The following is a 25,065-nucleotide window of genomic DNA, read 5'->3' as shown; positions in this document are numbered from 1 at the left end:
TGCGGCCGGATGGAGTACCGGCGGCGGGCGCCCGCCCGCGCGGTGTGCCAGCGTGACCAGGCGTGGACCACCCCGGCCACGCGGCGAAGGAGAACGGGATGCGCGCCCTGACCTGGCACGGAAAGCGGGACGTCCGCGTCGAGACCGTCCCCGACCCGCGCCTGGAGCGGCCCACCGACGTCATCGTCCGCGTCACCTCCACCGGCATCTGCGGCTCGGACCTCCACCTCTACGAGCTGCTGGCCCCCTACCTCGATCCGGGCGACATCCTCGGCCACGAGCCGATGGGCGTCGTCGAGGAGGTGGGCCGGGAGGTCACCTCCCTCGCGCCCGGCGACCGGGTCGTCGTCCCGTTCAACATCTCCTGCGGCACCTGCTTCATGTGCGGCCGGGGCCTGCAGTCCCAGTGCGAGACCACCCAGGTCCACGAGCACGGCAAGGGAGCCGCCCTGTTCGGCTACAGCAAGCTCTACGGGCAGGTGCCGGGCGGCCAGGCCGAGTTCCTGCGCGTGCCGTTCGGCGACACCCTGCCCGTCAAGGTGCCCCACGGCCCGCCCGACGAGCGGTTCGTCTACCTCTCCGACGTCCTGCCCACCGCCTGGCAGGCGGTGGAGTACGCCGCGATCCCCGAGGGCGGCACCGTGACCGTCCTGGGCCTGGGGCCCATCGGCGACATGGCCGCGCGGATCGCCCTGCACCGCGGCGCGGCCCGGGTCGTCGGCGTCGACCTGGTGCCCGAGCGGCTGGCGCGGGCCGAGTCCCGCGGCGTGACCACGCTGGACGCCGGCGAACTGGGCGACGACCTCGTCGAGGCCGTCCGCGACCTCACCGACGGCCGGGGAACCGACGCCGTCATCGACGCCGTCGGCATGGAGGCCCACGGCGCGCCCGCCGCCCACGCCGCCCAGCGGGCCGTCGGCCTGCTGCCCGGCGCCCTGGCCCGCACGCTCATGGAACGGGCCGGCGTGGACCGCATGTCCGCCCTGCTCACCGCGATCGAGGCGGTGCGCCGCGGCGGCACCGTCTCGGTCGTCGGGGTCTACGGCGGGATGACCGACCCGTTCCCGATGATGACCGTGTTCGACAAGCAGATCCAGCTGCGCATGGGTCAGGCCAACGTCCGGCGCTGGACCGACGCCCTCCTGCCGCTGCTCGCCGACGCCGACCCGCTGGGCGTGGAGGGCTTCGCCACCCACATCCTGCCGCTGGAGGAGGGCCCCCGGGCGTACCGGGCCTTCCAGGCCAAGGAGGACGGCATGATCAAGACGCTCCTGACCCCGTGAGGCGGACCCCGTGACGGCCTACGACGACATGACCACCGCGGCCCGCTCCCCGCACCCCCGAGCGGCCGTCTTCGACGTGGACGGCACCCTCGTCGACACCAACTACCTGCACGCCGTCAGCTGGTGGGAGGCCTTCCACCAGGCCGGCCACCGGGTCGCGATGACCGACATCCACCACACCGTGGGCATGAGCTCCGGCCGGCTGATGGACCGGCTGCTGGGCGAGGACCGCGACCGGGAGGGGGACGAGGCCCTCAGCGCCGCGCACAAGGCCGTCTACGCCACCTGGTTCGACCGGCTGCCGGCCTTCGAGGGCGCCGCCGCGCTGCTGCGCGCGCTCGCCGACCGGGACTGGCGCATCGTCCTGGCCACCTCCGCCGAGGGCTCCGAACTCCACGCGCTGCGCCGCGCGATCGACGCCGACGACGCGATCCTCGCCGCCACCAGCGCCGACGACGTCGAGGCCGGCAAACCGGCCCCCGACCCCGTCCTCCGGGCGCTCGAACAGGCGGACGTGCCGCCGCAGGGGGCCCTGTTCGTCGGCGACACCGTCTGGGACGTCAAGGCCGCCCGCGCGGCGGGCGTGGACTGCGTCGCCCTGCTCTCCGGCGGCATCGGGCGGGCCGAACTCGAGGCCGCCGGGGCGGTCGCCGTCTACCGCGACCCCGCCGAGCTGCTCGCCGGCCTGGACGACAGCCCCTTCGCCCGCATGGAGTGACGCCGGGGGCGCGGGGCGTCAGCCGGGCAGGCGGTAGACGACCAGCGCCTCGTTCTCCTTCTCCAGCAGCAGGGAGCCGGGCGCGGGCGCCACCTCGCCGTCGAAGGCCAGATGGGTGCCGGGCGGGATGTCCTCGACGGACAGCCGCCGCACCCGCGCCGCCTTGAGCACCGGCGAGTGCTTGAGCGCCCCCGTCAGGGCCGCCGCCAGCAGGCGCGTACGGGCCAGCCGGCCGCCCAGCAGCATCCGTACGTCCAGCACCCCGTCGGCCAGGTCGTGCCGGCGGACCGGGGTGGCCCCCAGCCCGCGGTAGGTGCAGTTACCGGCGAACAGCGCCCACAGCCACCGATCCCGGCCGTCGATCCGCAGCCGCGTCGGGCGCCCGGTGCGCAGCACGTGGACGGCGGCCGCGACGCCCGCGGGCCAGGCGCCGATCCGCGGGGCCCAGTGCTCCCGCACCCGCACCAGGTCGGGATACGCCCCGATGCTGAAGGTGTTGAGGAAGCAGGCCTCGCCGAAGCGGCCCAGGTCGACGGCCACCGCCTCACCGGACTCCACCGCGCGGGCGGCGTCGGCGGCGGACTCGATGCCCAGGTCGTGGGCGAAGTGGTTGTACGTGCCGCCGGGCAGCACCGCCAGCGCGACGCCGTGCCGCGCGGCCGCGGCGGCCGCCGCGTTGACGCTGCCGTCCCCGCCGAAGATCCCCAGCGCCCCGCCGAGCTCGGCGGCGCGCCCGGCGGCCGACTCCAGCGTCTTGCACAGGTCGTCCTCCGGCCCCACCCCGACGAACTCGACGTCCGGCAGCTGCGTACGGATCTCCGGCTCCGGGTCCGTGCCGCCCTGCGCCCGCTGGCCGGAGGCGGTGTTGGCGACGACGACCAGGCCGCGGCCCCCCGGCAGCGCCGGCGCCTCCGCGCGCGGGCGGGCCGGGGGAGCGAGCTGGGAACGCGTCGGGGCCAGCCCGCGCACGGCGTAGGCGGCGCCGACCCCCAGCAGCGCGCCCGCCAGCACGTCGCCCGGATAGTGCACCCCGGTGTAGACGCGTGAGAAGCACACGGACACGGCGAGCGGCGCCAGCGCCAGGCCCCACAGGGGTTTCTCCAGCGCGACGCCGGCGGTGAAGGCGGCGGCCGAGGCGGAGTGCCCGGAGGGGAAGGAGGTGGTGAACGGCTGGCGCGCCAGTTGCCGGATCAACGGAACCGTGTCCAGCACCGGGCGCACGCGCCGCACCGACCGCTTGCCCAGGGTGTTGACCGTCGCCGAGGCCACCGCCAGCGACGCCACCCCGCGCAGCGCGGCGCGCCGCGCGGGCCGCCCGCCCAGCAGCGCCGCGCCCGTGGCCACGCCGAACCACAGCATCCCGTGGTCGGCGCCGCGCGAGAGTTTCGGCAGCACGCGGTCGCCCCCCGGCCAGTGGCGCGTGGCCACCAGATCGAACAGGGACCGGTCCCAGGTGTTCAGCACGGTGCGCATGGGGCACGGGTACCCGCATCCGGGGCGGACACGCCCACCGAGCCCCGGGTGGCGACGACCGCGCGGGCCAGCTCGGACAGCTTGCGGTTGCCGTGCTGCGAGGACCGCCGCAGCACCTCGAAGGCGGCGTCGGCGTCGCAGTCCATGAGGTGCATGAGAATGCCGCAGGCCTGGTCGACCACCGTGCGCGAGCGCAGCGCCGCCTCGAGCTGCTCCACCGCGGCGAGCGCCCGGCGGTAGCGGCGGTCCCGCGCGATCGTGTCCGTGAGCAGCTTGCCGAGGATCACCGACGGCCCCTCCGCGACGCCCTCCAGACCGCCGGGGCGCAGGTGGTAGAGGGTGACCGTGACGGTGACGCCGTCCCGGCGGAAGGGGAAGGTGGTGCTGGCCCGGATGCCCGTGCCCAGCGCGCTGGCCCGGTAGCAGGGCCAGCGGCTGTCGTGCAGCAGGTCGGCCGCGTGCACGGGCTCCTGGGTGCGCAGGGCCGTGGGGATCGGGCCGTCGTCCTCGCGCAGTTGTACGCAGACCAGTTCGGCGAGGTCCGGGTGGGTGGCGGCGGTGGGCGGTTCGTCGCCGCCGTCCCACACCGTGGTCGTCGCGCCGCAACTGCCGGGCACCAGGCGGGGGATGAGCTCGGTGAGCCGGGCGGTGCGCCGCCCCGACGGGGCGCCGGCATCGTCGCCGAGCACGTCCGCGCCCTCCGACAGCGCACCGGCCTGGGGGTGTGCCATGTCGTCCATGGAGGGGCACCTGCCCGGGGCCCCGCCGGGGAAACGAACGCGGGGGCGGGCACTATCGTGACGTCATGGCCGGTGAGGACTGGGACGAACTAGGCGAGGACCTGCGGGACTTCCGGGCGCGGATCGCGGAACTGGAAGGCGCGCGGGGCCTCGCGCCGGACCGGCGGGCGCCGGCGCTGGAGGCCGCGCTGATCGAACTGCGGTACGCGGCCGACGTGCTGTGGCCGCACTACGAGGAACGGGCGCGCCGGGCCGGGACGGGCACCGGCCCCGGCCGACGCGAGGAACAGCTGCTGCGCCTGCTCTTCCAGCGGCTCCCCCTGCCCGTCGCCCTGCTCGACCGCGACGGCACCCTGCGGCGGCTGAACCAGGAGGCCGCCCGCCTGCTGGGCGTCGGCGCCGGCTACGCCGCCGGACGCCCCCTCGCGTCCTTCCTGCGGCCCGAGGACCGGGCCGCCCTGCGCACCCAGGCGGCCGCCGTCGCCCGCGGCGACGGGGCGCGCGGGGCCGGGCGGCGTGCCGTAGCCGGCGGCCGAACGGGAGACGCTGCTGCTGGACATCGCCGACGAGGTGGCGACCGCCCTGCTGACGGCCCGCAACGCCGTACTGGCCGTCTTCCAGGCTCCCGGACACCTCCCGGCCCCCCGGCCGCCCGCCGGCTACGGCACGCCGCCCGGCCCCGCGCGCCCCGCGCCGCCGGCGGCCGAACGGGAGACGCTGCTGCTGGACATCGCCGACGAGGTGGCGACCGCCCTGCTGACGGCCCGCACCGGCGGCCCCGAGGAGATCCTGCGGGCGGTGACCCGGGCGCTGCGCGCGACGGCCGCCGACTGGGCGATCGCCGACCTGGTGGAGGACTCCGGGCGGCTGCGGCGCTGCGCCGTGGCCGCTCCGCCGGGGCACGAGGACGGCGCCGTCGCGGCGGCCCTGCGCGCCCAGGACCCGGCGGCCTGCCCGGTGGTGGCCGGGGCGGCGGTGGGAGGGGTGGTCACGGTGCGGGTGCGGCCGGAGGACGCCGACTGCCTGGGCCGGGACGGCGAGGACAACGCGCTGGTCACCCGGGCCGGGGTGGTCTCGCTGGCCTGTCTGCCGGTGCGCCGGCCGGAAGGCGCGGGCGGCCCGGCGGTGGCGGCCGTGCTGACGCTCCTGCGTACCGCGGACGGGCCGGGGGAGGGGCCGGGCCGTTCTCCATGGCCGAGGCGGGGGTGCTGGAGAGGGTCGCCCGGCACACGGGCCTCGCGCTGGGCGGCCCGCTCAGGCCTCCGCCGTGATCTCCTCGCGCAGCCGGGCGCAGCAGCGGCTGAGCAGGCGCGATACGTGCATCTGCGAGATGCCCATGACCTCGGCGATCTGGCGCTGCGTCATGTCGCGGAAGAACCGCAGGTAGAGGATCTCCTGCTCACGCCGGGGCAGCGACCTCAGCCGGGGTTCGGCCGCCACCCGGTCCACCACGACGTCCAGCCGGCCGTCCGGGCCGCCCAGCGAGTCCAGCAGCGCCTGGCCGTCGCCGCGGCGGGGTTCCGCCTCGAGCGAGAGCGTGGCGTAGCTGTCGATGGCCTCCAGCCCGGTCCGTACCTCCTCCTCGGTCAGCCCGGCGTGCTGGGCGATCTCACCGACGGTGGGGCCGGAGCCGTCGGGGCCCTTGGCCAGCTCGTTGCGGGCGCGGCGGACCCGGTTGCGCAGGTCCTGCACCCGGCGGGGCACATGGACGCCCCACATGTGGTCGCGGAAGTGGCGCTTGATCTCCCCCACGACCGTGGGCACGGCGAAGCCCGCGAACGCCGTCCCACGGTCGGGGTCGTAGCGGTGCACGGCCTTGACCAGGCCGAGCGCCGCGACCTGGTGCAGGTCCTCGGTGGACTCGCCGCGGTTGCGGAACTGCACGGCCAGACGATCGGCCATCGGCAGCCAGGCGGTGACGACCTGGCGGCGCAGCTCGTCCTGTTCGGGGCCCTTGGGCAGGCGGGCGATGCGGCGGAACGCGGCCGCGGTGTCGGGGGCGTCGTCGTGGGGGTGTCGGGAAGGGCGCATGGCGGTGACTCGTCTCCTCGGGGGATCGGGTCTCCCGGGCCGGCGGCTCGCCTCGCGCGGACGCCGGGGCAGCGCCGCACGGCCAGGGCGGGGAGTCCTGTTCTCGCGGCGTGCCTCCGGTCCGAAGCACACGGGGCGGCTGCCCGCGCGACGATCGCCCAAACCCGCCGGCCGTTCCGCCCCGCCGTGACGCCCCCGCCATGGCCTCCCCATGCCTCCGGGCCGCGCGGTTCAGCGGCCGGGTTCCGCACGGCCGGCGCCGGCCGGCGCCGCGCGTGGATCCCGCTCCCTCATCAGGTCGCCCAGGCTCACCAGCCCCACGGGCCGGCCGTCCTCGACCACCGGCAGCCGCCGCACCGCGTGCCGCCGCATCAGCGCGGCCGCCCGCTCCGCGGGCTCGTGCGGGCCGATCACCACCGGGTCCGGGGTGCACACCGAACCGGCGCTCAGCGAGAGCGGATCCACCCCGTCGGCGACGGCGCGCACGGTGATGTCCCGGTCGGTGATCAGGCCCACCACCGTGTCACCACAGGCCACCACCACGTCCCCGACGTCCTGGTCGCGCATCATCTGCGCGACCTCGGCCAGCGAGGCCTCCGTCCACACCGTGGTGACGCCCGCCGTCATCACGTCCTTGACCAGTCGTGTCATCGTCATCCTCTTCATGCGTCGGTCGGTCGGGCGCGTGCCGGGTACCCCGCGTCGCCGGGCCGACACCGGGTCCGCCGCCTCCGCCGAGCGGCGCCGACGGCCGGGCCGGGGGACACTTGGCGGACAGCGAAGGAGGTGGTTCCGTGGCCCGCTCGTCCCATGACCGCCTGGCAGGCCGCGCGGCGCTGGTGACCGGCTCGTCCCGGGGCCTGGGCCTGCTCATCGCCCGGGAACTGGCCCGCCGGGGGTGCTCGGTGCTGCTGTGCGCCCGCGACGAGGAGGAGCTCGCCTCCGCGGCGGAGATGCTGCGCGGCGAAGCCGCCCCCGTCACCTACCTGGCCTGCGACGTCACCGACAAGCACGCCCCGCAGCGGCTCGTCGCCGCCGCCCACGAGGCCTTCGGCGGCCTGGACATCCTCGTCAACAACGCCGGGGTCATCCAGGTGGGCCCGCTGTCCGCCATGACCGAGGCCGACTTCCGCGACGCCATGGAGACGATGTACTTCGCCCCGCTGCGCCTGGTCCTGGCCGCGGTGCCCGCCCTGCGCGAGCGCGGCGACGGCCGCATCGTCAACATCAGCTCCATCGGCGGCCGCGTGGCCGCCCCGCACCTGCTGCCGTACGTCGGCGCCAAGTTCGCCGCCGCCGGGCTCTCCGAGGGGCTGCGCGCGGAACTGGCGGCGGAGGGCATCAGCGTGACCACCGTCCTGCCGGGCCTGATGCGCACGGGATCCCACACGGCCGCACGCTTCAGCGGCCGGCCCTCCAAGGAGTACGCCTGGTTCGCCGTCGCGGCGGGGCTGCCCGGGCTGTCGATGGACGCCGAGCGGGCGGCGCGCGCCGTCGTCCGGGCCGCCGCGCAGCGCCGGCCCGAGCTGGTGCTCACCCCCGTCGCCAAGGCCGCGGTCCGGCTGCACGGCGTCGCCCCCGCGACCACCACCCGCGTCCTGACGCTGGGCGCCCGGCTGCTGCCCGCCGCCGGCGAGGCGCCCCGGCGCAACGTACCCGGGCGCGTCGCCGCCCGTGGCGCCCACTCCACGGCCCTGCACCGTCTCACCCGGCTCAACGACCGCGCCGCCCGCCGCTTCAACCAGCAGCCGTCCTGAACCGCCCGGGGGCCGTCCGGGCCGCGCCCGGTCGGCGGTTTCGGGTTGCCCGCCGGGGGAACGCGGGTGAGCCTGAGGAGGCGAGCGGCGCCGTGCCGCCGAGTCCTCCCCTCCGGATGACCCCACGCGGAAGGAAGTACGCGCGTGTCCGCCCACCACCAATCGCATCAGCGGGGGAACCCCGCCCCCAAGGACGCCAAGGACGAGCAGCTGGCACGCTTCCGTGCCGCCCCCGAGAGCGACGCCCTCACCACCGACCAGGGCGTACGGGTCGACGACACCGACAACGCGCTGCGGTCCGGAACGCGCGGCCCCACGCTGCTCGAGGACTTCCACAACCGCGAGAAGATCACCCACTTCGACCACGAGCGCATCCCCGAACGCGTCGTCCACGCCCGGGGCGCGGGCGCCTACGGCTATTTCGAGCCGTACGAGTCGCTGAGCGAGTACACCTGCGCCGACTTCCTCGCCGAGGCCGGCCGCCGCACGCCCGTCTTCGTGCGCTTCTCCACCGTCCAGGGCCCGCGCGGCTCGGCGGACACGGTGCGTGACGTGCGCGGCTTCGCCACCAAGTTCTATACGCGCGAGGGAAATTACGATCTCGTCGGCAACAACATCCCGGTGTTCTTCATCCAGGACGCCATCAAGTTCCCCGACTTCGTCCACGCGGTGAAGATGGAGCCGGACAACGAGATGCCCACCGGCGGCACCGCGCACGACACCTTCTGGGACTTCGCCTCCCTGCAGCCGGAGACCACCCACATGCTCATGTGGGCGATGTCCGACCGGGCCATCCCGCGCAGCTTCCGGATGATGCAGGGCTTCGGCGTGCACACCTTCCGCTTCGTCACCGCCGACGGCCGCGGCACGTTCGTGAAGTTCCACTGGAAGCCGAAGCTGGGCGTCCACTCCCAGGTCTGGGACGAGGCGCAGATCACCGCCGGACGCGACCCCGACTACCACCGGCGGGACCTGTGGGAGGCCATCGAGGCCGGCGAGTACCCCGAGTGGGAGCTCGGCGTGCAGCTCGTACCGGAGTCCGACGAGTTCTCCTTCGACTTCGACCTGCTCGACGCCACGAAGATCATCCCCGAGGAGCAGGTGCCGGTACGTCCCATCGGCCGGCTCGTCCTCGACCGTAACCCGCAGAACTTCTTCGCCGAGACCGAACAGGTCGCCTTCCACACCGCGAACGTCGTGCCCGGCATCGACTTCACCAACGACCCGCTGCTCCAGGGCCGCAACTTCTCCTACCTCGACACCCAGCTCATCCGCCTCGGCGGCCCCAACTTCAGCCAGATCCCGGTCAACCGCCCCATCGCGGACGTCCACCACAACCACCGCGACGGGTTCGGCCAGCAGGTCATCCACCCGGGCACCAATTACTTCCCCAACTCCCTGGGCGGCGGCTGTCCGGCGCACGCCGGTGCCGGCGGCGGCGCGGGCGTCTTCCGGCACTACGCCGAGCGCGTCGACGGGCAGAAGATCCGGGTGCGCAGCGAGAGCTTCCAGGACCACTACAGCCAGGCGGCCCTGTTCTGGAACAGCATGTCGGACTGGGAGCGGCGCCACATCGTCGAGGCCTTCCGCTTCGAGCTCGGCAAGGTCGGCTCCACCGAGGTGCGCGAGCGCATGGTCGGCAATCTGGCCAACGTCAACGGCGACCTCGCCAAGTCGGTCGCCGAGGGCGTCGGCCTGCCGGCCCCGCAACCGGTCGCCGGCGTCCCCTCGGCCACCTCTCCCGCCCTCAGCCAGGAGAACCTCCTCGGCTCCGGCATCCGCACCCGCAAGGTCGCGGTGCTGGCCGCCGAGGGCACCGACGCCGGGCACGTGACGGCCGTCCGCGAGCGCCTGGCCGCCGACGGCGCGATCGTCGAGGTGCTGGCCGCCAGGGGCGGCAGCGTCCGGGGCGCCGACGGCGGCAGCCTGAAGGTGGACCGCGCGCTGCCCACCATGGCCTCGGTCCTCTACGACGCCGTGCTGGTCGCCGACGGCAAGGAGGCGGTGTCCGCGCTGGCCGCCGACCCCGCGGCCGTACGGTTCGTGGAGGAGGCCTACCGCCACGGCAAGCCGCTGGCCGCCCTCGGCGAGGGCACCCGGCTGCTCACCGAGGCCAAGGTGCCCGAAGCCGTCGTCCTGGGCGAGTCGGCGCCCGACCACGGCGTCCTGACCGGCAACGGCACCGCCACGGCGGACGACGTCGCCGACGCCCTGGCCGCCGCCCTGGCGCGACACCGCTTCCCCTATCGTCCCGGCCTGCTCAACTGACGGGCGTGACCACTTCGCGCCGCACGGCGCGGCCGACGAGGTGCGCGGGCGGGACCGCGGCGGGAGACTGGACCGTGAGGGGGTACACGGCATGGGAGCGGCACGGGCCCGGGAGCGATGCGCCCGCCCGCTCCCGACAACACGATCACCTCTCTTCGAAAGGCAGTGCTACGGCATGAGTGCCAAGGACAAGGCCAAGGCGAAGGCCGAGCAGGCCAAGGGCAAGCTCAAGGAGACGACCGGCCGGGTCACCGGCGACAAGGGATTGGAGACCGAGGGCCGCGTGGAGAAGACGAAGGGACACCTTCACGACACGGTGGAGAATCTCCGGCAGAACGTCAAAAAGAAGCACCACGAGTAGCGACGCGCGTACGGTACGGCAGTGACCCGGACAGCGGGGTCACTGCCGTACCCCATGTGCGAGCCCTGCGGACGGAAGGCAGAGGGAACAAGCCCCTCATGGACCCGGAGAACGTCATCGACGAGCTCTTCCTGCTGCGGCCGGAGGAGTTCACCGCCGCCCGCGACCGGTGGGCCGCCCAGGCCCGCCGGGACGGCGACCTCGAGCTGGCCCGGCGGCTGAGGGCGCTGCGCCGCCCCACGCTGCCGGCCTGGGTGAGCAACCTCCTGGTGCGCGCCCGCCCGGACGAGGCCGAGGCGCTGCTGGGGCTCGGCGAGGCCCTGCGCGCCGCCCACCGCGACCTCGACGGCGGACGGCTGCGCGAGCTGGGCCGCCGGCAGCGCGCCCTGGTGGTCTCGCTGTCCGCGCAGGCGAGCCGGCTCGCCGAGGAGGCCGGGCACCCGGTGGGCGAGGACGTACGGCGCGAGGTCGAGGAGACGCTGCACACGGTCCTGGCGGACCCCGGCGCGGCACAGGAGTGGGCCGCGGGCCGGCTGGCCAGGCCGCCCGCCCCGGCGACCGGCTTCCCCGGGCTCGCCCCCGACGCGGCGGAGCGGCTCGCGGCACCGCCGGCGCCCGCCCCGTCCGGGCCGTCGCGCGAGCGAGGCCCCGGGGCGCGCGTCACCGACCTGGCCGCGGCGCGCGCCCGCCGGGCCCGGCGCGGCGAGGAACTCGACCTCGCCCGGCGGCAGGCGCGCGACGCCAGGAAGGAGTCGCACAGCCGCGAGGAGGAACTGGGCCGCGCCCGCGAGGAGGCGGACCGGGCGGAGAAGGCCGAACGGGACGCCCAGCGGCAGCTGGAGGAGCTGGCCGCCGAACTCGCCGACGCCGAGGACCGCCGGCGCGCCGCCCACGAACGGGTGCGGGAGATCCAGGGCCGCGTCCGCGCCGCGGAGCGCGCCTGGCGCTCGGCCCGCCGCGCGGCCGAGGCCGCCGAGGCGGATGCCGAGCGCCTCACCTGACGGCGCGCGTCACCTCACGGCTCCCGGGGGCCCGGGGTGGCACCAGGAGCGGCACGAGGGAGCACGCGAAAGGCCGCCGGGCTCACGCCCGGCGGCCTCGGACCGTGCGGGTGATCTCACCATCGGTACCAGCGACCGCGGCTTCCGCCGCCGTCGGCGGAACGCATGACGAAGCCGAGCAGCCAGATCACGAGCACGGCCACCGCGACCCACCACAGGACCTTGACGGCGAATCCGGCCCCGAAAAGGATCAGGGCGAGCAGGAGAACGAGAAGAAGAGGAACCATGGGATATCAACCTCCGATCGACCGGCTGCCCCGCAATCGGCCCTTCAATCCTGAGGTTTGGAAAATCATCGCCGTGGTAGCCGGAGAACAAGGCCCCAAGACCGATACCGAGGCCCCATGACTGATCCGAGGAAATCCAAGGAAACTTCATCCCCCGAGCCCGGAAAACCGGCCCTTACGGCACCTCAGGTCCTGCGCGCGGCCCATGAACAGTTCGCGGAACTGACCGGACTGCGCCCGGAAGGCATATCCCGTTTCGAACGGACCGAAGAGGGCTGGGAGTTGGAGGCCGAGGTGGTCGAGATCGCCCGCGTCCCCGAGACGATGAGCGTGATGGCGCTCTACGAGGTGACCCTCGACACCGACGGCCTGCTCACCGGCTACCGCCGCGTACGGCGCTACGAACGCGGCAGGACCAACTCCCGCTGAGACCCGAACGTGTGCCGGGCCGGAACCGGCCGTCGGGGGCGAGGGGAAGCTGTCCGAGATGAGCGTTGTCCCGATGGAACAGGGCGGCGGCGCAGGCGGTACCAGTGGCCTGTACGACGTCCTGGAACTCGTCCTCGATCGCGGACTGGTGATCGACGCGTTCGTGCGTGTCTCACTGGTCGGCATCGAAATCCTGAAGATCGACGTGCGGGTCGTGGTCGCCAGCGTCGACACCTATCTGCGCTTCGCCGAGGCGTGCAACCGCCTCGACCTGGAGGCCGGCCCGCACCGGAGCGCCGGACTGCCCGACATCGTCGGGCAGATGACCGAGAGCGGGGCCCGCGGCAAGACCAAGGGCGCCCTCTCCGGAGCCGCGCAGACCGTGCAGGACGCGGTCCGCACCGTGCGCGGCAAGGACACCGAGAGCAGTGGCACCACCACCTCCCGTAAGAAGAAGGAGGAGGACCAGTGACCACCTACGTCTACGGCATCGCACACCTGGGCCGCGGCCCGCTGCCCGAGAACCTCACCGGGATCGGCGACCCGCCGCTGCCCGTACGCCTGGTCACCCACGACGACCTGGCCGCGGTGGTCAGCGACTGCCCCGAACGGCTGCGGCCCAAGCGGCGCGACCTGCTGGCCCACCAGAACGTCGTCACCGAGGTCGGCCGGCGCGCCCCCCTCCTGCCCATGCGCTTCGGCAGCCTCTCCGACAGCGACGACCGCGTCCGCGACGTCCTCGACGAGCACGCGGACCGCTACCGCGAACAGCTGGTGAGGCTGAGCGGCCGCGTCGAGTACAACGTCAAGGCCGTCCACCGCGAGGACGCCGTCCTGCACCTCGTCCTCGCCGAGAACGCCGGCCTGCGCAGCCTGGCCGCGGCCAACCAGGCCGACGGCGGCGGCTCGTACGAACAACGGCTGCGCTTCGGCGAGCTGGTCGCCCAGGGGGTGCGCGAGCGCGAGGGCCGCGACGCCGAGCTGGTGCGCGAGGCGCTGGCCCCGCTGGCGGAGCGGGAGCGGACCGGGCCGGAGAACTCCGGCTGCTTCCTCAACGTCTCCTACCTCATCGAGGAGGCCGCCGCCCGGCGCCTGCTGGACGAGGTTCGCCGGCTCGAGAAGACGCACCCCCAGCTGGAGCTGACCGTCCACGGCCCGCTGCCGCCCTACAGCTTCGTCGAATGATCGGCTTCGTCGGCTGGGTGCTGCGCCGGGTGGTGGCGGAGGCGGAGCGGCTGTACTACGACCCGGCCGTGGTGCGCGGCGAACTCAAGGCGCTGGAGGAGAGCAGGGCGGCGGGCCGCATCGACGACGAGGAGTTCGACCGGCTCGAGGACGCCCTGCTCGACCGCCTGGAGCGCACGCACCGGCCGGCCGGCGGAAGCGGGGCGACATGAACGAGCGCAGGGCGCCGGTCCCCTCCGAGGGACCGGCCGATCTCGCCGACATCCTTGAACGGGTGCTCGACAAGGGCATCGTCATCGCGGGGGACATCCGCGTCGACCTGTTCGACATCGAGCTCCTCACCATCCGGCTGCGGCTGATCGTCGTCTCCGTCGACAAGGCCAAGGAGATGGGGATCGACTGGTGGGAGAGCGACCCCTCGCTCTCCTCCCACGCCCGCCGCGAGGAACTGGCCGAGGGCGCCGGCGCCGACGTCGGGCGACTCGCGGCGCGCGTCGCCGAACTGGAGAAACGAGCCGGGCAGGAGGGATCCGGGTGAACCCCACACATACGCGCTACCTGTACGCCTACGCCGTCGTCCGCGCCTCCGACGCCGTCGCCGGCGCCCTGGAGACCGTCACCGGCGTCGCCGACGGGCCCGTACGCGCCGTGCGCCACCGGGAGCTCATGGTCCTGGCCGGGCCGGTGCCCGCGACGGACCACGACGAACAGGGGCTGGCCGAACACCTGGAGGACCTCGACTGGCTGGAGCGGACCGCCCGCGCCCACCAGAGGGTGATCGGCGCGGCCGCCGCCGTGGCCCCGAGCGTCCTGCCGCTGCGCCTGGCGACGGTCTTCCACGATGAGGAGGGCGTCCGCACGATGCTCGGCGCCCGCCACGAACAGCTGCTCGCGGCCCTCGACCGGCTGGACGGCCGCACCGAATGGGGCGTCAAGGTCCACGCCCTGGGCACGGGCCGGCCGCCGGGGGCGGCCGCCGCGCCACGCGAGGACACCCCGCGCGCCGCCGCGTCCGGCCGCGACTACCTCCGCCGCCGCGCCGCCGAACGGCACGCGGCCCGGGAGGGAGCACGGCACGAGGACGACGTCGCGCGCGGCATCCACACCACCCTCACCGCCCTCGCGCAGGAGACCCGCCTCCACCCGCCGCAGAACCCCCGCCTCTCCGGCCAGGCGGGCCGCAACGTCCTCAACGCCGCGTACCTCGTACGGCGCGAGGACGGCCCCCGCTTCACCTCGGCCGTCGCCCGCCTGGCCGAACGCGCCCCGCGCGACGGGATGCGCGTGGACCTGACCGGCCCCTGGGCCCCCTACTCCTTCGCCGGGACCGACGCCTCCCCGGAGTCCCCGTGACCGGCCACGCCGTCCCCGCCGACCGCGGCCCCGCCCTGGTCGACCTGCTCGACCGGCTCCTGGCGGGCGGCGTCGTGATCGCCGGCGACCTCACCCTGCGGATCGCCGACGTCGACCTCGTCCGCATCGACCTGCACGCCCTCATCAGCTCCGTCGACGCCATCGTGCCCAGCCCATGGGAGGCGGGGACATGACACGCCGCGTGGAACTGGACCGGGACACAGCCGAGCGCGACCTGGCCCGGCTGGTGCTCACCGTCGTGGAACTGCTGCGGCAGCTGATGGAGCGCCAGGCGCTGCGCCGCGCCGAGGCGGGCGACCTCACCGAGGAGCAGGAGGAGCGGATCGGCCTGACCCTCATGGCGCTCGCGGAGCGCATGGAGGAGCTGTGCGCCCTGCACGGCCTGCGCCCGGAGGACCTCAACCTCGACCTCGGACCGCTCGGAACGCTGCTGTGACCGCCGTCTTCCCGTGCGGCGTTCAGCCGTCCCCGCCGGCGACGCCCCGCAGGCTGCGCGGCGGGCCGACCGGCGGCGCGGACAGCACCCCCGCGTGCCGCAGGGACAGATCCAGCACCAGGTCCCACCGGGCGTCGATGGCCGCGGCGGAGGCCCGCTCGTCGGCCAGGTGCTCCGCGACCAGGCGGGCGGTCTCCTCGTCGCCCGCGCGCCGGGCCAGATGCCCCAGCATCTCGTAGCCGGCGGCCGCGAGATGGATCAGGACGTAGGCGTCGCGGGCGTGCTTGCCCGCATGGTCGCCGCGCGCCCTGGCCAGCAGGGCCTCGCCGATCGCGGCGGTGGCCAGCCCCGCGTCCTTGACCGCCGACGGCCGGTCGGCGTGGGCGGCCAGGCGCTCCTCGAGGGCGATGATGTGCCGCCGGGTGAGGGATTGGTGGTGCTCCAGCGGCTCGCGCAGCTCCGGCGCGCCGGCCGTGGCGATCAGCGCCCCGAGCGCGGTGTCCATCAGCCGCTCCAGCGCGTGGGCGTCCCGCAGGTGGGTGACGAACACGTCGTCGACGGTGGGGTGGCTCATGGTGCGCGTCCTTCGGGCTGCGTGCTGGGGGCTGCGTGTTTCGGGCTACATGGTTTCCATCTTGATGTAGCGCACCGCGTCGGGGGCGCTGGCGACGATCGCCGTGACGACCGCCGCAGCGATGACGCCTACGGCGATGCGTACCACGACCGCCGGGATGAAGATCCCGTTTCTCATGTCGGTCACCTCCTCGGCACAGCGGGCGACGCCGTGGCCGCCGCGGCGGACTCCAGGCGGCGGCGGGGGGCGGCGAGCAGATCGCTCGTCAGGGACAGCAGCAGCGGGACGGCCCGGCCGACCGCCGCCCGTACGGGCTCGCTGAGCCCGAAGGCCACGTCGGGCTCGTCGCCGCGCATCCGGATCAGCGGCTCGCAGCCGAGCACCACCAGGCGGGGCAGGGACACGCCCTCCTCGCGGGCCAGCTCCCGGGCCAGCGCGAGCACCTTCACCGGATCCATGCCGTGGGCCTCCGGCGCGGCCGCCGGCCCCGGGCCCGCGGCGCCGGCGGCGTCCGGGCCGTCGTCCACGTCGATGACGTACAGGGTGCCGGGCTCGCCGCCGCGCGGCGCCGCGTCGACGAGCACCGCCGCGTCGTAGCCGTCCAGCAGCCGGTAGGCCAGGTCCATGCCGCGGATGCCGAAGTCGGCCAGGTGGGCGCCGGGCGGCAGCGGGTGGCCGCGCAGGGCGGCGACGACCTCGGGCCCGAAGGCGTCGTCGGCGAGGAAGACGTTGCCGATACCCGCGAGGAGCACGCGGTGCGGCGCCCCGGCGGGCGAGTCCCCGACGGGCTCGACCTCCTCGGGCGAGAAGAAGAAGCGGTGTCCGAGGCCGGTCGCGAAGTCGCGTCCCATGTCGCCGTGCAGCGTGACGACCAGCTGCACCCGGCCCTCGAGGTCCTCCTCCACCGCCTCGACCTCGGCCGTCCGCCCGGCCAGCGCCAGGTCGAGGACGTCCGCGCCCCCGCCGGGCCGCAGCCGGACCCTGCTGCCGCGGCCGAGCCGCACCCCGTCCACCAGCACCGTGCCGCCCGTCGTCATCGCTCCTCCTCCAGGGACCGGACGGCGGGGGCGAAGCCCCGGATCGTGCCGTGCAGGGCCATCAGGTCGTCGGGGGACAGGGCGGCGCAGCGGTCGAGGATCTCGCGGGCCCGGGGGTCGCTCGCGCGGGCCTCCTCCCGCTCGTGCGGCGTGAGGGCGAGCACGTTGAGGATCAGGAGCTGGTCGATCTCGCCGCCGTCGAAGAGGTCGCCGGGGCTCTCCGGGGCGACGGCCGGGAAGTCCTCGAGGGTGACGGGCGAGGCCAGCACGGCCCGGGACCGCTGCCGGTCCCCGCCCCGCGGGCCGTCGTACCCGGCCACCAGCGCGGGCCAGGTGCCGTCGTTCCGGCAGGCGCCGGCCGCCTCCCGCAGGGCGGCGGGCGGGTCGGCGAGCGAGACGAACGCCCCGGGGCTCTCGCAGCCGAGCACCAGGTGGGTGGAGACCAACGCGTACGGGGCCAGCTCGTCGCGGGCGGTGCGCGGGTCGCCGCCGGGCTCCGGGCAGGGGGTGGTGTTGCGGACGGCGACGCCGATCCGCCGTACGCCGTCCGCCACGGGGACGGCCTCCAGGGTCACGGTGCCGGACAGCGGCCGGCGGGTACGGACCAGGAACCCGGCCGGGCGTCCCTCGTCGCCGGGCAGCGGCTCCTCGTCCGTGACCGCCGGCGCGTGGACCTCGGTGTGGAGGGGGCCGTCGGCGGGGGACCACGGCGGCAGGACCCACTCGTGCTCGGTGGCCTCCTGCCACGTCAGATGGCGCCGACCGGCGACCGTGAGGGAGTCCACCGGCTCCCTGCCCCCGTCCGCGCGCACCCGGTGCACCTGCCGCTCGAGGACGTGCAGGAACCGCACCCGCACGGTCAGCCGCGCCTCGTCGGCCGCCTCGAGCAGCACCTCGGCGCGCACCATGTCCCGTTCCCCGCAGGACCGCGCCCGGGTCTGCGGGAAGACGCCGCCGAAGGTCCAGCGCCGGGTGTTCTTCAGCGCCGACCTGCGGTACGGCCACAGCAGATAGCCCTCGTACAGGCAGGTGCGGGCGATCTTCTCGACGGCCTCGTCGACGCCTTCGCCGACGCCTTCGCCGACGTCTTCGCCGACGCCGGCGGCGCCCATCGCACCGCTCATCGCGTCGCCCCTTCGAGCAGGGTGCGCACCGTCTCGTCCCAGTCGGTCAGTGCGTGCCGGGCGCGGTAGGCGCCGAGCAGGGCGTGGGTGTCCTGCGAGACCCGCAGCCAGCTCAGCCCGCCGAAGTACCGGCCCGTCAGGGCGTGCCACTGGGCGGCGGGCAGCCGGTAGGAGCAGTCCCGGGCCCAGGAGATCTGCGAGGTCCGCAGCCGTCCCGTGGCGTCGGTGTGGAAGACGGTGCCGCTGAAGAGGAAGTCCAGCGGCACGTCGGCGTCCCGTACGGCCTCGAAGTAGGCGGTGACGGCCAGTTCGCACTCGCGGGTGCAGGGCACCGGCAGGTCGACGGCCGTGGTGTCGTCGAAGGGCGGCAGGACGGTGGTCAGCCGGGCCCAGGTCAGCGGGCGCATGCCGGTGGCCCACTGTTCGGGCTGGCCGAACAGCCGGGCCAGCGCGAGCCGTTCCTCCTCCCGGTAGCGGCGGCGCTCCACCGCGATGCGTACGTCCGTCGTCAGGCTGACCGAGCGGACCGGCCCGCCGCCGGTCCGGGTCACGGCCAGCCGGAACGCCAGGGTCGGCACGGCCGCGTGCTCCAGGGGCCGGGCGCCGGTGACGGCGAAGGACAGGTCGGCGATGTCCGCGTCGTGCGGTGCGGGCGCGCTCACGCGGGCGAGAGGTTGGGCATGCCGGGCAGGATCGGGTTCTTCGGCCCCGGATTGATGCCGGTCGACCTGCGGGAGGAGGACCGGTCGTCGCGCTGGTGGCCGGGCTGCCGCTTGTGGGCGCCCTGGTGGTTGCCCTGGCGCACGCCGGGGACGTGCGCGGCCTTGTCGGGGCGCACCTCGGGCTTGCCCACCCTGATGCCGTTGTGCTGCGTCATGTCGCCTCCCATGGATCGTCGGGGGCCGGCGCGGACGGCACCGGCTCCGCGAAGAACGAGGCGATCCGGGACCATGCCTCCCGGCCGCCGGTCAGGCCCTTCCAGTGTGCGCGGACCACCGCCACCAGGCGATAGCAGTCGTCCAGTGGGACGATCCAGTGCTCGTGCGGCTCCAGGGCCCGGTTGACCAGCAGCGCCTCGACGTCGTCGGCCGGCCGCGCGGACCCCGGCAGGGCGCTGGCGAGCTCGGCCCAGACGTCCGGGTCCACGGTGGAGCGCACGGCTCCCAGCGGGCTCGGGTAGCTCACGGCGGTCCGCCCCGAGGTGCCGTCGCGGACGAAGAACGCCAGCCCCACCGGCACGCCGAGCGCCGCCCAGAGCAGGTCGTCGATCCGGTGGCCCGCCAGGCGGATCCGGCGGGTGGGCAGCAGCCGGTAGTGCCTGCCGCCCGCCTCCCGGTGATCGAACAACAGTGCGCAGGCGCGGCAGGAGCACAGCGCGGCGCCGTCCGCGAGGTCCAGCAGGTGCCGGTGCCCGGCCGGCACCGGCTCCGCGCACAGGTCGCACCGCTCCGGCGCGGCGGCGGCCGGGGCGGGCGCGGGGGAGGGGCGGCCGGCCAGCTCCCGCAGCCGTCGCGCCGCGACGGGGACGGCCGTCACGTCCCGCTCGCCGTGCCGGTGCGGAAGAGGGAGTCGACCGGGATCAGCGCCTCGGGCGCCGACTCCGTCACCTCCACCCGCTCGATCTCCGGCGCCGCCCAGGTCACCGCGGCGCGGACGTCCTCCTCGGCCCGCTCCGCGCGGGAACCGCAGCCGCCCGCCGTCAGCCGGACCCGGGCCGTGCCTCCCTCGATCGCGACGAGCTCCGCCCCGTGCAGCGGGCCCAGGGCGCGCCGCACCCGCGCCTCGGCGGGCTCGGGGTGCAGATCGTGCACCAGCAGGAGGTGGCCGACGAGCTCGTCGGCGACGAGGGCGTCGCGGGCGGGGCCGGCGGTGTGCTCCAGGACGCGCGCCAGGCACTGGCCGTACAGCTCGACGACGGCGTGCAGGGCGTCCGCGACCTGTTCGCGGACGGCCTCCTCGGGCAGGGCCGCGAGCGAGGACAGCAGGGCCTCGGCGCGCGCGACATGGTCGCGGGTCTCATCATCGTTCCAGGTCATCGCGGGCCTCTCCCGTCAGGCCAGGGCGCCGAAAGTCGGCGAGTGGCTCTGCCGCACCGTGCGCCCGCCGCCGAGGTACATGTGGACGCCGCAGGGCAGGCAGGGGTCGAAGCTGCGGACGGTGCGCATGATGTCGATGCCCTTGAAGTTCTCCGGGCCGTTCTCCTCGAAGAGCGTCATGCCCTGCACCGCGTCCTCGTACGGGCCGGGGTGCCGTAGTGGTCGCGGGGGCTGGCGTTCCAGGGGGTGGGCGGGTAGGGGTGGTAGTTGGCGATCTTGCCGTCGCGGATGACGAGGTGGTGGGAGAGCACCCCGCGCACGGCCTCGTGGAAGCCGGCGCCGATGGCCTCCTTGGGGACCTTGAAGTCCTGGAAGACCTTGGTGTGCCCGGCCCGTACCTCCTCCAGGGCGCGCTCGACGAAGTACAGGGCCATGCCGGCCGCATAGGCGACGAAGTACATCCGGGCCCGGTCGCGTTCGATGGTGTTGGGGAAGGGCGGGGGCTTCCACTCGAGGCGCAGCTCGGGGTCGAGGGGGTCTTCGGCAGGTCGATCTCGACGCTGTGGCCGGTGGAGCGGACGTAGGGGGTGCGCACCTTGCCGGCCAGGGCGGTGGTCCACAGGCGGGCGAGCGGGCCGCCGCCGGTGTCGAGGGCGAGATGGTCGCCGGTGCGCTGGTCGTACCAGCGCGGGCTCATCACCCAGCTGTAGTTGCCGCCGTCCAGGTCGCGCTTCTGCGGCTTGGGCAGCGTGGTCTGGTTCCAGGGGTGGCGCTGGTCGACGGGGTTGCCGAGCGGGTCCTTGTCGACATAGGTCTCCTCGCCGGTCCAGTCCTCGTAGTACGAGCTGCCGAGCAGCACCCGCAGGCCCAGGTTGATGTCGACGAGGTCGGTGGTGACCAGCTTGTTGTCGACGACGATCCCGGGGGTGACGAACATGGCGTTCCCCCAGGTGTTCATGTTCCGGTAGTCGTAGTCGACTACCTCGGGGTCCTGGAAGCAGCCCCAGCAGCCGAGCAGGGTGCGCCGCCGGCCGACCTCCTCGTAGCCGGGCAGGGCCTCGTAGAAGAAGTCGAAGACGTCGTCGTTGAGGGCCACCCCGCGCTTGATGAAGTCCAGGCAGCGGGTGAGGCGCACGAGGTAGTCGGTGAAGACCTGGGGGGTGGCGACGGTGCCGACGCCGCCGGGGTAGAGCGTGGAGGGGTGGACGTGGCGCCCCTCCATCAGGCAGCACATCTCCCGGGTTAGCCGGCTCATGCGCAGCGCTTCCTTGTACACCTCGCCCTCGAAGGGGTTGAAGGCGCGCATGATGTCGGCGATCGTCCGGTAGCCGTGGACGTCGCCGCGCGGGGCGGGGGTGCGTTCGGCGCGTTCGAGGACGCCGGGGTTGGTCTCCTTGACCATGCGTTCGCAGAAGTCGACGAAGACCAGGTTGTCCTGGAAGAGGGTGTGGTCGAACATGAACTCGGCGGCCTCGCCGAGGTTGATGATCCAGTCGGCGAGCGGCGGCGGCTTGACGCCGTAGGCCATGTTCTGGGCGTAGACCGAGCAGGTGGCGTGGTTGTCGCCGCAGATCCCGCAGATCCGGCTGGTGATGAAGTGGGCGTCCCGGGGGTCCTTGCCCTTCATGAAGACGCTGTAGCCGCGGAAGATCGACGAGGTGCTGCGGCACTCGACGACCTTCCGGGCCGGAAAGTCGATCTTCGTGTAGATGCCCAGATTGCCGATGATCCGGGTGATGGGGTCGAACGCGACCTCGGTGAGGTCGTTCCGTGCCGCGTCGGTGTCCTGGGCGGTCGCCACTGATCGGTTCCTCTCGTGGTTCCTGGTGCGGCCGGCCCGGTCAGTCCCGGCCGTGCCAGCGCGGCTCGTATCCGCTGGTCAGCGTCTCCCCGGGGTGCCGCCAGCGGGGCTCGCGGTTGGCGCTGGTGTTGGTGAGGGAGCGCAGGGTGCGGACGAACGGCCCGTAGACGCTCATCAGGGCCGAGGACAGGGAGCCGCCGGGCGGCTCGTCCATGAAGGGCATGAACTTGTCGGGGAAGCCCGGCATGGTGCATCCGATGCAGATGCCGCCGACGTTCGGGCAGCCCCCCACACCGTCCATCCAGCCCCGCTTGGTGACGTTGCAGTTGACCACCGGCCCCCAGCAGCCGATCTTCACCTGGCACTTGGGGGAGTTGTAGTCCTTGGCGAAGTCGCCCTGCTCGTAGTACGCGGCCCGGTCGCAGCCCTCGTGCACGGTCTTGCCGAACAGCCAGGTCGGGCGCAGCTGTTCGTCCAGCGGGATGACCGGGGCCAGTCCCGCCGCCTGGTGCAGCACCCACAGCAGGGTCTCCATGAAGTTGTCCGGCTGGACCGGGCAGCCGGGCACGTTGACCACGGGCAGGCCGCCGGCCGAGCGGAAGTCCTTGCCGAGGTAGTCGACCAGTCCCATGCAGCCGGTGGGGTTGCCCGCCATGGCGTGGATGCCCCCGTAGGCGGCGCAGGTGCCGATCGCGACCACGGCCCACGCCCGGTGGGCCAGGCGGTCGAGCCAGGCGTCGAGGGTGATCGGCTCGCCGGTCTCCGGGTCGTTGCCCATCGCGGACCAGTAGCCCTCGCCGCTGATGTTCTCGTTGGGGATCGACCCCTCGACGACGAGGATGAACGGCTCCAGCTCGCCGCGGGCCGCCTGGTGGAAGGCGGCCATGAAGTCGTCGCCGGTCTCGTAGGCCAGCACCTTGTTGTGCAGATGGACCTTGGGCAGTCCCGGGATGGCGCCGAGGAGGACGTCCTCCAGGCTCGGCAGGGAGGCGGCGGTCACCGAGACCGTGTCGCCGTCGCAGCTCATGCCCTCGGAGGTCCAGAGGATGTGAACCTCCTCGAAGCCCGGTGTCATCGACTCGAAGCCCATCGGCGGTGTCCCTTCGGTGCCCTGAGGTGCCCGAGCCTAAAATTCGCATACCGCTTCTTTTCCGGCAATATGCATATCCTGCCGTGGGAGCCGCGACAGCGCGTCGAACCGCTCCGCCGTGTCGCCCGGCGGCCGCTTGCGCACGAACGCCGACCGCAGCGCGTGATACGGCGCGTCGGGCGAGAAGAACACCGCGCGCATGCGCTCCAGCTCCTCCGCGCGGTAGGCCGCCAGCGGCTTGAGGGACTCGTCCCGCTCCCGCGCGGCCTTCTTCACCGCGATCCTCAGGTGCACGTCGCATTCACCGATGAGGTCCGCCGCCATCCGGGTGACCGCCCCCGCGAACTCCTGCGCCGGACCCGGCACGATGCGGTCCACCAGCCCCAGCGCCCGGGCGCGGGCCGCGCTCACCGGCGCCGCCTCCGCCATCAGCGTCGCGGCCCGGGCCGCGCCCACCCGCCGGGGCAGCGTGTACGTCCAGTACTCCGAGCCGTACAGGCCCATCAGCCGGTAGTGCGGATTGACGACCGTGCCCGCCCGGCACCACACCTCGTCCGCCGCCAGCGCCAGCATCGCCCCGCCCGCCGCGGCGTTGCCCGCCACCGCCGCGACGACGAGCCGGTCGGTGGTGGTCAGCACCGCCTCGACCAGGTCGTCCATCGCGTTGATGTTCGCCCAGGACTCCTCGGCCGGGTCGGCCGCCGCCTCGATGACGTTCAGATCGATGCCGTTGGAGAAGAAGTCCCGCTCGCCGCCGAGCACGATCACCGACGTCGGCCGGCGGCACGCGAACCGGTAGGCGTTGAGCAGCCGCCGGCACTGCACCGCGCTCATCGCCCCGCCGGGGAAGCGGAACCGTACGAAGCCCACCTCGCCGCGCTCGGTGTAGCGGATGTCGCTCCAGGTTTCCCGATGCGCCGGGAGCTCCAGCGGAGCCGGTACGTCCGGCACGGCGGGCAGCGCGTCGCCCAGCGCCGTCACGGCCGGCAGCTTGATGCCGCGCGGCCCGTCCCCCGAGCGACAGCGCCGCAGCTGGGGAATCCACACCGCGCCGTCGGCCGTCGCCCGGCAGATCGCGCCGGCCCGCGTCGCCAGCACCGCGCCCGGCCTGCCCCGCAGCCGGTCCTCGCCGTGCCCGCCGTGCAGGAACCACTCGCCGCCCAGCAGCTCGTCGCGCACCCCGGGCTGCGAGTCGGCCGCGCGCAGCGTGCGCAGCACCGACTCCGTGGGCTGCGCGGCCCAGTCGATCCGCCGCTCGCCCTGCGGCAGCCAGGGGCGCGTCCGTACCGGGAACCCGGTCTGCGCCCTGGGCGTCCACGACCGCGACGCGAACCGCTCCACCGCCAGCAGCAGCGCCGCGACCGCGGCGTCCGCCACCTCGCCGCGGTACAGCTCGCTCTTGGTCACCCCCGGGGGCACGGCGAAGCCCGCCGACGCCCACACCGGCCCGGCGTCCAGCTCCTCCTCCGCCTGAAGCACGGTGACACCCCAGCGGACCTCGCCGTCCGTCAGGGCCCGGTCCAGCGAGGCCGGCCCCCGGTCGCCGGGCGGCCCGGGATGGACGATCAGACAGGTGTGGCGCGAGAAGACCTCCCGGGGGATCGCGGTCGTGAGCATCGGGGCCACGACCAGCTCCGGCCGGTGCCGGCGGACGGCCGCGCACAGCGACGGCGTTCCGTCCACCACGGCCACGGACGTGGTGTGGCCCCGGTCGCCGAGCTCGGCGAAGACCCGCTGGGCGAGGCTGTTGAAAGCGCTGGCGACGACAAGGATGCGCATGGCGACGGCCCTCCTGGTGCGCGGGAGCACGACGGCCCGAGGTCGGCGCCGTCCGTGACCGATCGTCACCGAAGCGCGCCGCCGGGACGGGCGGCGCCGCGCGCGGGGCGCCGTGATTGCGCTACGCGGGCGAATACCGGTGCCCGCCCGGCCGCTCGGGCCGTGGCGGGCGGCCGGGCCGCGCCCCCGCCGGGTCACTGTGGGACGCGTACCGCCCCGCCGAGGGGCGTGCACCTACAAGCACGTACCCACGAGCACGCGGCCGGGAACAGGTGAGGCGG

30 protein-coding genes and 2 pseudogenes are annotated in these 25,065 nt (G+C 74.4%); 15 read left to right on the top strand and 17 right to left on the bottom strand.

Annotated features, from left to right (window positions below; all coding sequences use genetic code 11):
• The first annotated feature begins 98 nt into the window (after positions 1-98).
• Entirely contained in the window at positions 99-1,283 is a 1,185-nt protein-coding gene (locus tag J1792_RS24250) for a zinc-dependent alcohol dehydrogenase (protein WP_207248206.1), read from the top strand.
• A 28-nt stretch (positions 1,284-1,311) separates the two neighbouring features.
• The gene (locus J1792_RS24245; RefSeq protein ID WP_086574035.1) at positions 1,312-2,001 is read left to right on the top strand and encodes an HAD family hydrolase; all 690 of its coding nucleotides are present in this window, start codon (positions 1,312-1,314) and stop codon (positions 1,999-2,001) included.
• An 18-nt stretch (positions 2,002-2,019) separates the two neighbouring features.
• Here the strand turns inward: J1792_RS24245 and J1792_RS24240 are convergent, their stop codons facing one another.
• Both J1792_RS24240 and J1792_RS24235 read right to left on the bottom strand, forming a co-directional pair.
• Positions 2,020-3,474, bottom strand: coding sequence for a bifunctional phosphatase PAP2/diacylglycerol kinase family protein (locus tag J1792_RS24240; RefSeq protein ID WP_086574031.1), 1,455 nt, complete (start codon positions 3,472-3,474; stop codon positions 2,020-2,022).
• Positions 3,459-4,214, bottom strand: a complete 756-nt coding sequence (locus J1792_RS24235; protein WP_242646577.1) for a GAF and ANTAR domain-containing protein — start codon at positions 4,212-4,214, stop codon at positions 3,459-3,461. Before J1792_RS24235 ends, J1792_RS24240 begins: the two co-directional genes overlap by 16 nt.
• Positions 4,215-4,279: 65 nt before the next feature.
• Between J1792_RS24235 and J1792_RS35900 the strand changes: the two are divergent.
• Positions 4,280-4,648, top strand: a pseudogene (locus J1792_RS35900) (PAS domain-containing protein); the annotation flags it as partial.
• Positions 4,649-4,873: 225 nt separating this feature from the next.
• On the opposite strand, the gene J1792_RS34405 reads toward J1792_RS35900, so the two are convergent.
• The 3 genes from J1792_RS34405 to J1792_RS24220 all read right to left on the bottom strand — a co-directional run bounded on the left by J1792_RS34405 (position 4,874) and on the right by J1792_RS24220 (position 6,896).
• Positions 4,874-5,443 (bottom strand): hypothetical protein, encoded by a 570-nt coding sequence (locus tag J1792_RS34405; protein ID WP_242646575.1) that lies wholly within the window; start codon positions 5,441-5,443, stop codon positions 4,874-4,876.
• 25 nt (positions 5,444-5,468) lie between these two features.
• On the bottom strand, positions 5,469-6,245 hold the full coding sequence (locus J1792_RS24225; protein ID WP_086575235.1) for a SigB/SigF/SigG family RNA polymerase sigma factor: 777 nt from the start codon (positions 6,243-6,245) through the stop codon (positions 5,469-5,471).
• A 231-nt stretch (positions 6,246-6,476) separates the two neighbouring features.
• Complete coding sequence (locus tag J1792_RS24220) at positions 6,477-6,896, bottom strand: CBS domain-containing protein (RefSeq protein ID WP_207248204.1); 420 nt, start codon at positions 6,894-6,896, stop codon at positions 6,477-6,479.
• Positions 6,897-7,039: 143 nt separating this feature from the next.
• On the opposite strand from J1792_RS24220, the gene J1792_RS24215 reads away from it, so the two are divergent.
• The 4 genes from J1792_RS24215 to J1792_RS24200 all read left to right on the top strand — a co-directional run bounded on the left by J1792_RS24215 (position 7,040) and on the right by J1792_RS24200 (position 11,632).
• Positions 7,040-8,002, top strand: a complete 963-nt coding sequence (locus tag J1792_RS24215) for an SDR family NAD(P)-dependent oxidoreductase (RefSeq protein WP_086571926.1) — start codon at positions 7,040-7,042, stop codon at positions 8,000-8,002.
• A gap of 144 nt (positions 8,003-8,146) precedes the next feature.
• Positions 8,147-10,270 carry a catalase gene (locus J1792_RS24210; RefSeq protein WP_179198974.1) on the top strand — a complete coding sequence of 708 codons (2,124 nt, stop codon included), beginning with the start codon at positions 8,147-8,149 and terminating at the stop codon, positions 10,268-10,270.
• A gap of 175 nt (positions 10,271-10,445) precedes the next feature.
• Positions 10,446-10,631 (top strand): CsbD family protein, encoded by a 186-nt coding sequence (locus J1792_RS24205; protein ID WP_086571924.1) that lies wholly within the window; start codon positions 10,446-10,448, stop codon positions 10,629-10,631.
• Positions 10,632-10,729: 98 nt separating this feature from the next.
• On the top strand, positions 10,730-11,632 hold the full coding sequence (locus tag J1792_RS24200) for a coiled-coil domain-containing protein (protein ID WP_086571923.1): 903 nt from the start codon (positions 10,730-10,732) through the stop codon (positions 11,630-11,632).
• A gap of 116 nt (positions 11,633-11,748) precedes the next feature.
• On the opposite strand, the gene J1792_RS24195 is transcribed toward J1792_RS24200, so the two are convergent.
• On the bottom strand, positions 11,749-11,919 hold the full coding sequence (locus J1792_RS24195) for a hydrophobic protein (protein WP_086571921.1): 171 nt from the start codon (positions 11,917-11,919) through the stop codon (positions 11,749-11,751).
• Positions 11,920-12,036: 117 nt separating this feature from the next.
• Between J1792_RS24195 and J1792_RS24190 the strand changes: the two genes are divergently transcribed.
• From J1792_RS24190 to J1792_RS24155, 8 genes are read left to right on the top strand one after another with little or no spacing between them, the layout of a single operon-like run.
• Positions 12,037-12,348 (top strand): gas vesicle protein GvpO, encoded by a 312-nt coding sequence (locus tag J1792_RS24190; RefSeq protein ID WP_086571919.1) that lies wholly within the window; start codon positions 12,037-12,039, stop codon positions 12,346-12,348.
• A 58-nt stretch (positions 12,349-12,406) separates the two neighbouring features.
• On the top strand, positions 12,407-12,820 hold the full coding sequence (locus J1792_RS24185; RefSeq protein ID WP_086571917.1) for a gas vesicle structural protein GvpA: 414 nt from the start codon (positions 12,407-12,409) through the stop codon (positions 12,818-12,820).
• Positions 12,817-13,533 carry a GvpL/GvpF family gas vesicle protein gene (locus J1792_RS24180; protein WP_086571915.1) on the top strand — a complete coding sequence of 239 codons (717 nt, stop codon included), beginning with the start codon at positions 12,817-12,819 and terminating at the stop codon, positions 13,531-13,533. Before J1792_RS24185 ends, J1792_RS24180 begins: the two co-directional genes overlap by 4 nt.
• The gene (locus tag J1792_RS24175; protein WP_086571913.1) at positions 13,530-13,745 is read left to right on the top strand and encodes a gas vesicle protein GvpG; all 216 of its coding nucleotides are present in this window, start codon (positions 13,530-13,532) and stop codon (positions 13,743-13,745) included. The genes J1792_RS24180 and J1792_RS24175 overlap by 4 nt, the downstream gene beginning before the upstream one ends.
• Entirely contained in the window at positions 13,742-14,071 is a 330-nt protein-coding gene (locus tag J1792_RS24170; RefSeq protein WP_086571911.1) for a gas vesicle protein, read from the top strand. The genes J1792_RS24175 and J1792_RS24170 overlap by 4 nt, the downstream gene beginning before the upstream one ends.
• Positions 14,068-14,886, top strand: coding sequence for a GvpL/GvpF family gas vesicle protein (locus J1792_RS24165; RefSeq protein WP_307843079.1), 819 nt, complete (start codon positions 14,068-14,070; stop codon positions 14,884-14,886). The genes J1792_RS24170 and J1792_RS24165 overlap by 4 nt, the downstream gene beginning before the upstream one ends.
• Entirely contained in the window at positions 14,883-15,080 is a 198-nt protein-coding gene (locus J1792_RS24160) for a gas vesicle protein (RefSeq protein WP_086571909.1), read from the top strand. Before J1792_RS24165 ends, J1792_RS24160 begins: the two co-directional genes overlap by 4 nt.
• Complete coding sequence (locus J1792_RS24155) at positions 15,077-15,343, top strand: gas vesicle protein K (protein ID WP_179198973.1); 267 nt, start codon at positions 15,077-15,079, stop codon at positions 15,341-15,343. The genes J1792_RS24160 and J1792_RS24155 overlap by 4 nt, the downstream gene beginning before the upstream one ends.
• A gap of 22 nt (positions 15,344-15,365) precedes the next feature.
• Here the strand turns inward: J1792_RS24155 and J1792_RS24150 are convergent, their stop codons facing one another.
• From J1792_RS24150 to J1792_RS24105, 11 genes and pseudogenes are all read right to left on the bottom strand, one after another.
• A complete protein-coding gene (locus tag J1792_RS24150) occupies positions 15,366-15,917 on the bottom strand; it encodes a YciE/YciF ferroxidase family protein (protein ID WP_086571905.1) in 552 nt (183 codons plus the stop codon).
• 45 nt (positions 15,918-15,962) lie between these two features.
• Positions 15,963-16,094 carry a DUF6893 family small protein gene (locus tag J1792_RS35145; RefSeq protein ID WP_278186390.1) on the bottom strand — a complete coding sequence of 44 codons (132 nt, stop codon included), beginning with the start codon at positions 16,092-16,094 and terminating at the stop codon, positions 15,963-15,965.
• A 5-nt stretch (positions 16,095-16,099) separates the two neighbouring features.
• Positions 16,100-16,954, bottom strand: coding sequence for a hydrogenase maturation protease (locus J1792_RS24145; RefSeq protein WP_307843078.1), 855 nt, complete (start codon positions 16,952-16,954; stop codon positions 16,100-16,102).
• Entirely contained in the window at positions 16,951-18,078 is a 1,128-nt protein-coding gene (locus tag J1792_RS24140; RefSeq protein ID WP_207248203.1) for a hypothetical protein, read from the bottom strand. The genes J1792_RS24145 and J1792_RS24140 overlap by 4 nt, the downstream gene beginning before the upstream one ends.
• Complete coding sequence (locus tag J1792_RS24135) at positions 18,075-18,740, bottom strand: DUF6084 family protein (protein ID WP_207248202.1); 666 nt, start codon at positions 18,738-18,740, stop codon at positions 18,075-18,077. Before J1792_RS24135 ends, J1792_RS24140 begins: the two co-directional genes overlap by 4 nt.
• Positions 18,737-18,955, bottom strand: a complete 219-nt coding sequence (locus J1792_RS24130; RefSeq protein ID WP_207248201.1) for a hypothetical protein — start codon at positions 18,953-18,955, stop codon at positions 18,737-18,739. Before J1792_RS24130 ends, J1792_RS24135 begins: the two co-directional genes overlap by 4 nt.
• Positions 18,952-19,614, bottom strand: coding sequence for a DUF5947 family protein (locus J1792_RS24125; RefSeq protein ID WP_242705243.1), 663 nt, complete (start codon positions 19,612-19,614; stop codon positions 18,952-18,954). Before J1792_RS24125 ends, J1792_RS24130 begins: the two co-directional genes overlap by 4 nt.
• The gene (locus J1792_RS24120) at positions 19,611-20,114 is read right to left on the bottom strand and encodes a NifU-related iron-sulfur-binding protein (protein ID WP_086575506.1); all 504 of its coding nucleotides are present in this window, start codon (positions 20,112-20,114) and stop codon (positions 19,611-19,613) included. Before J1792_RS24120 ends, J1792_RS24125 begins: the two co-directional genes overlap by 4 nt.
• 15 nt (positions 20,115-20,129) lie before the next feature.
• Positions 20,130-21,915, bottom strand: a pseudogene (locus J1792_RS24115) (nickel-dependent hydrogenase large subunit).
• A gap of 40 nt (positions 21,916-21,955) precedes the next feature.
• Positions 21,956-23,005, bottom strand: a complete 1,050-nt coding sequence (locus J1792_RS24110) for an NADH-quinone oxidoreductase subunit B family protein (protein ID WP_086568004.1) — start codon at positions 23,003-23,005, stop codon at positions 21,956-21,958.
• A gap of 36 nt (positions 23,006-23,041) precedes the next feature.
• Positions 23,042-24,784: an enoyl-CoA hydratase-related protein gene (locus J1792_RS24105; protein WP_086568006.1), complete on the bottom strand. Its 1,743-nt coding sequence runs from the start codon at positions 24,782-24,784 to the stop codon at positions 23,042-23,044.
• Between the last annotated feature and the right edge of the window lie 281 nt (positions 24,785-25,065).

Source organism: Streptomyces triculaminicus (assembly GCF_017349075.1).
GTDB classification, from domain to species: Bacteria; Actinomycetota; Actinomycetes; order Streptomycetales; family Streptomycetaceae; genus Streptomyces; species Streptomyces triculaminicus.
This window is presented reverse-complemented; position numbering and strand designations above follow the sequence as displayed.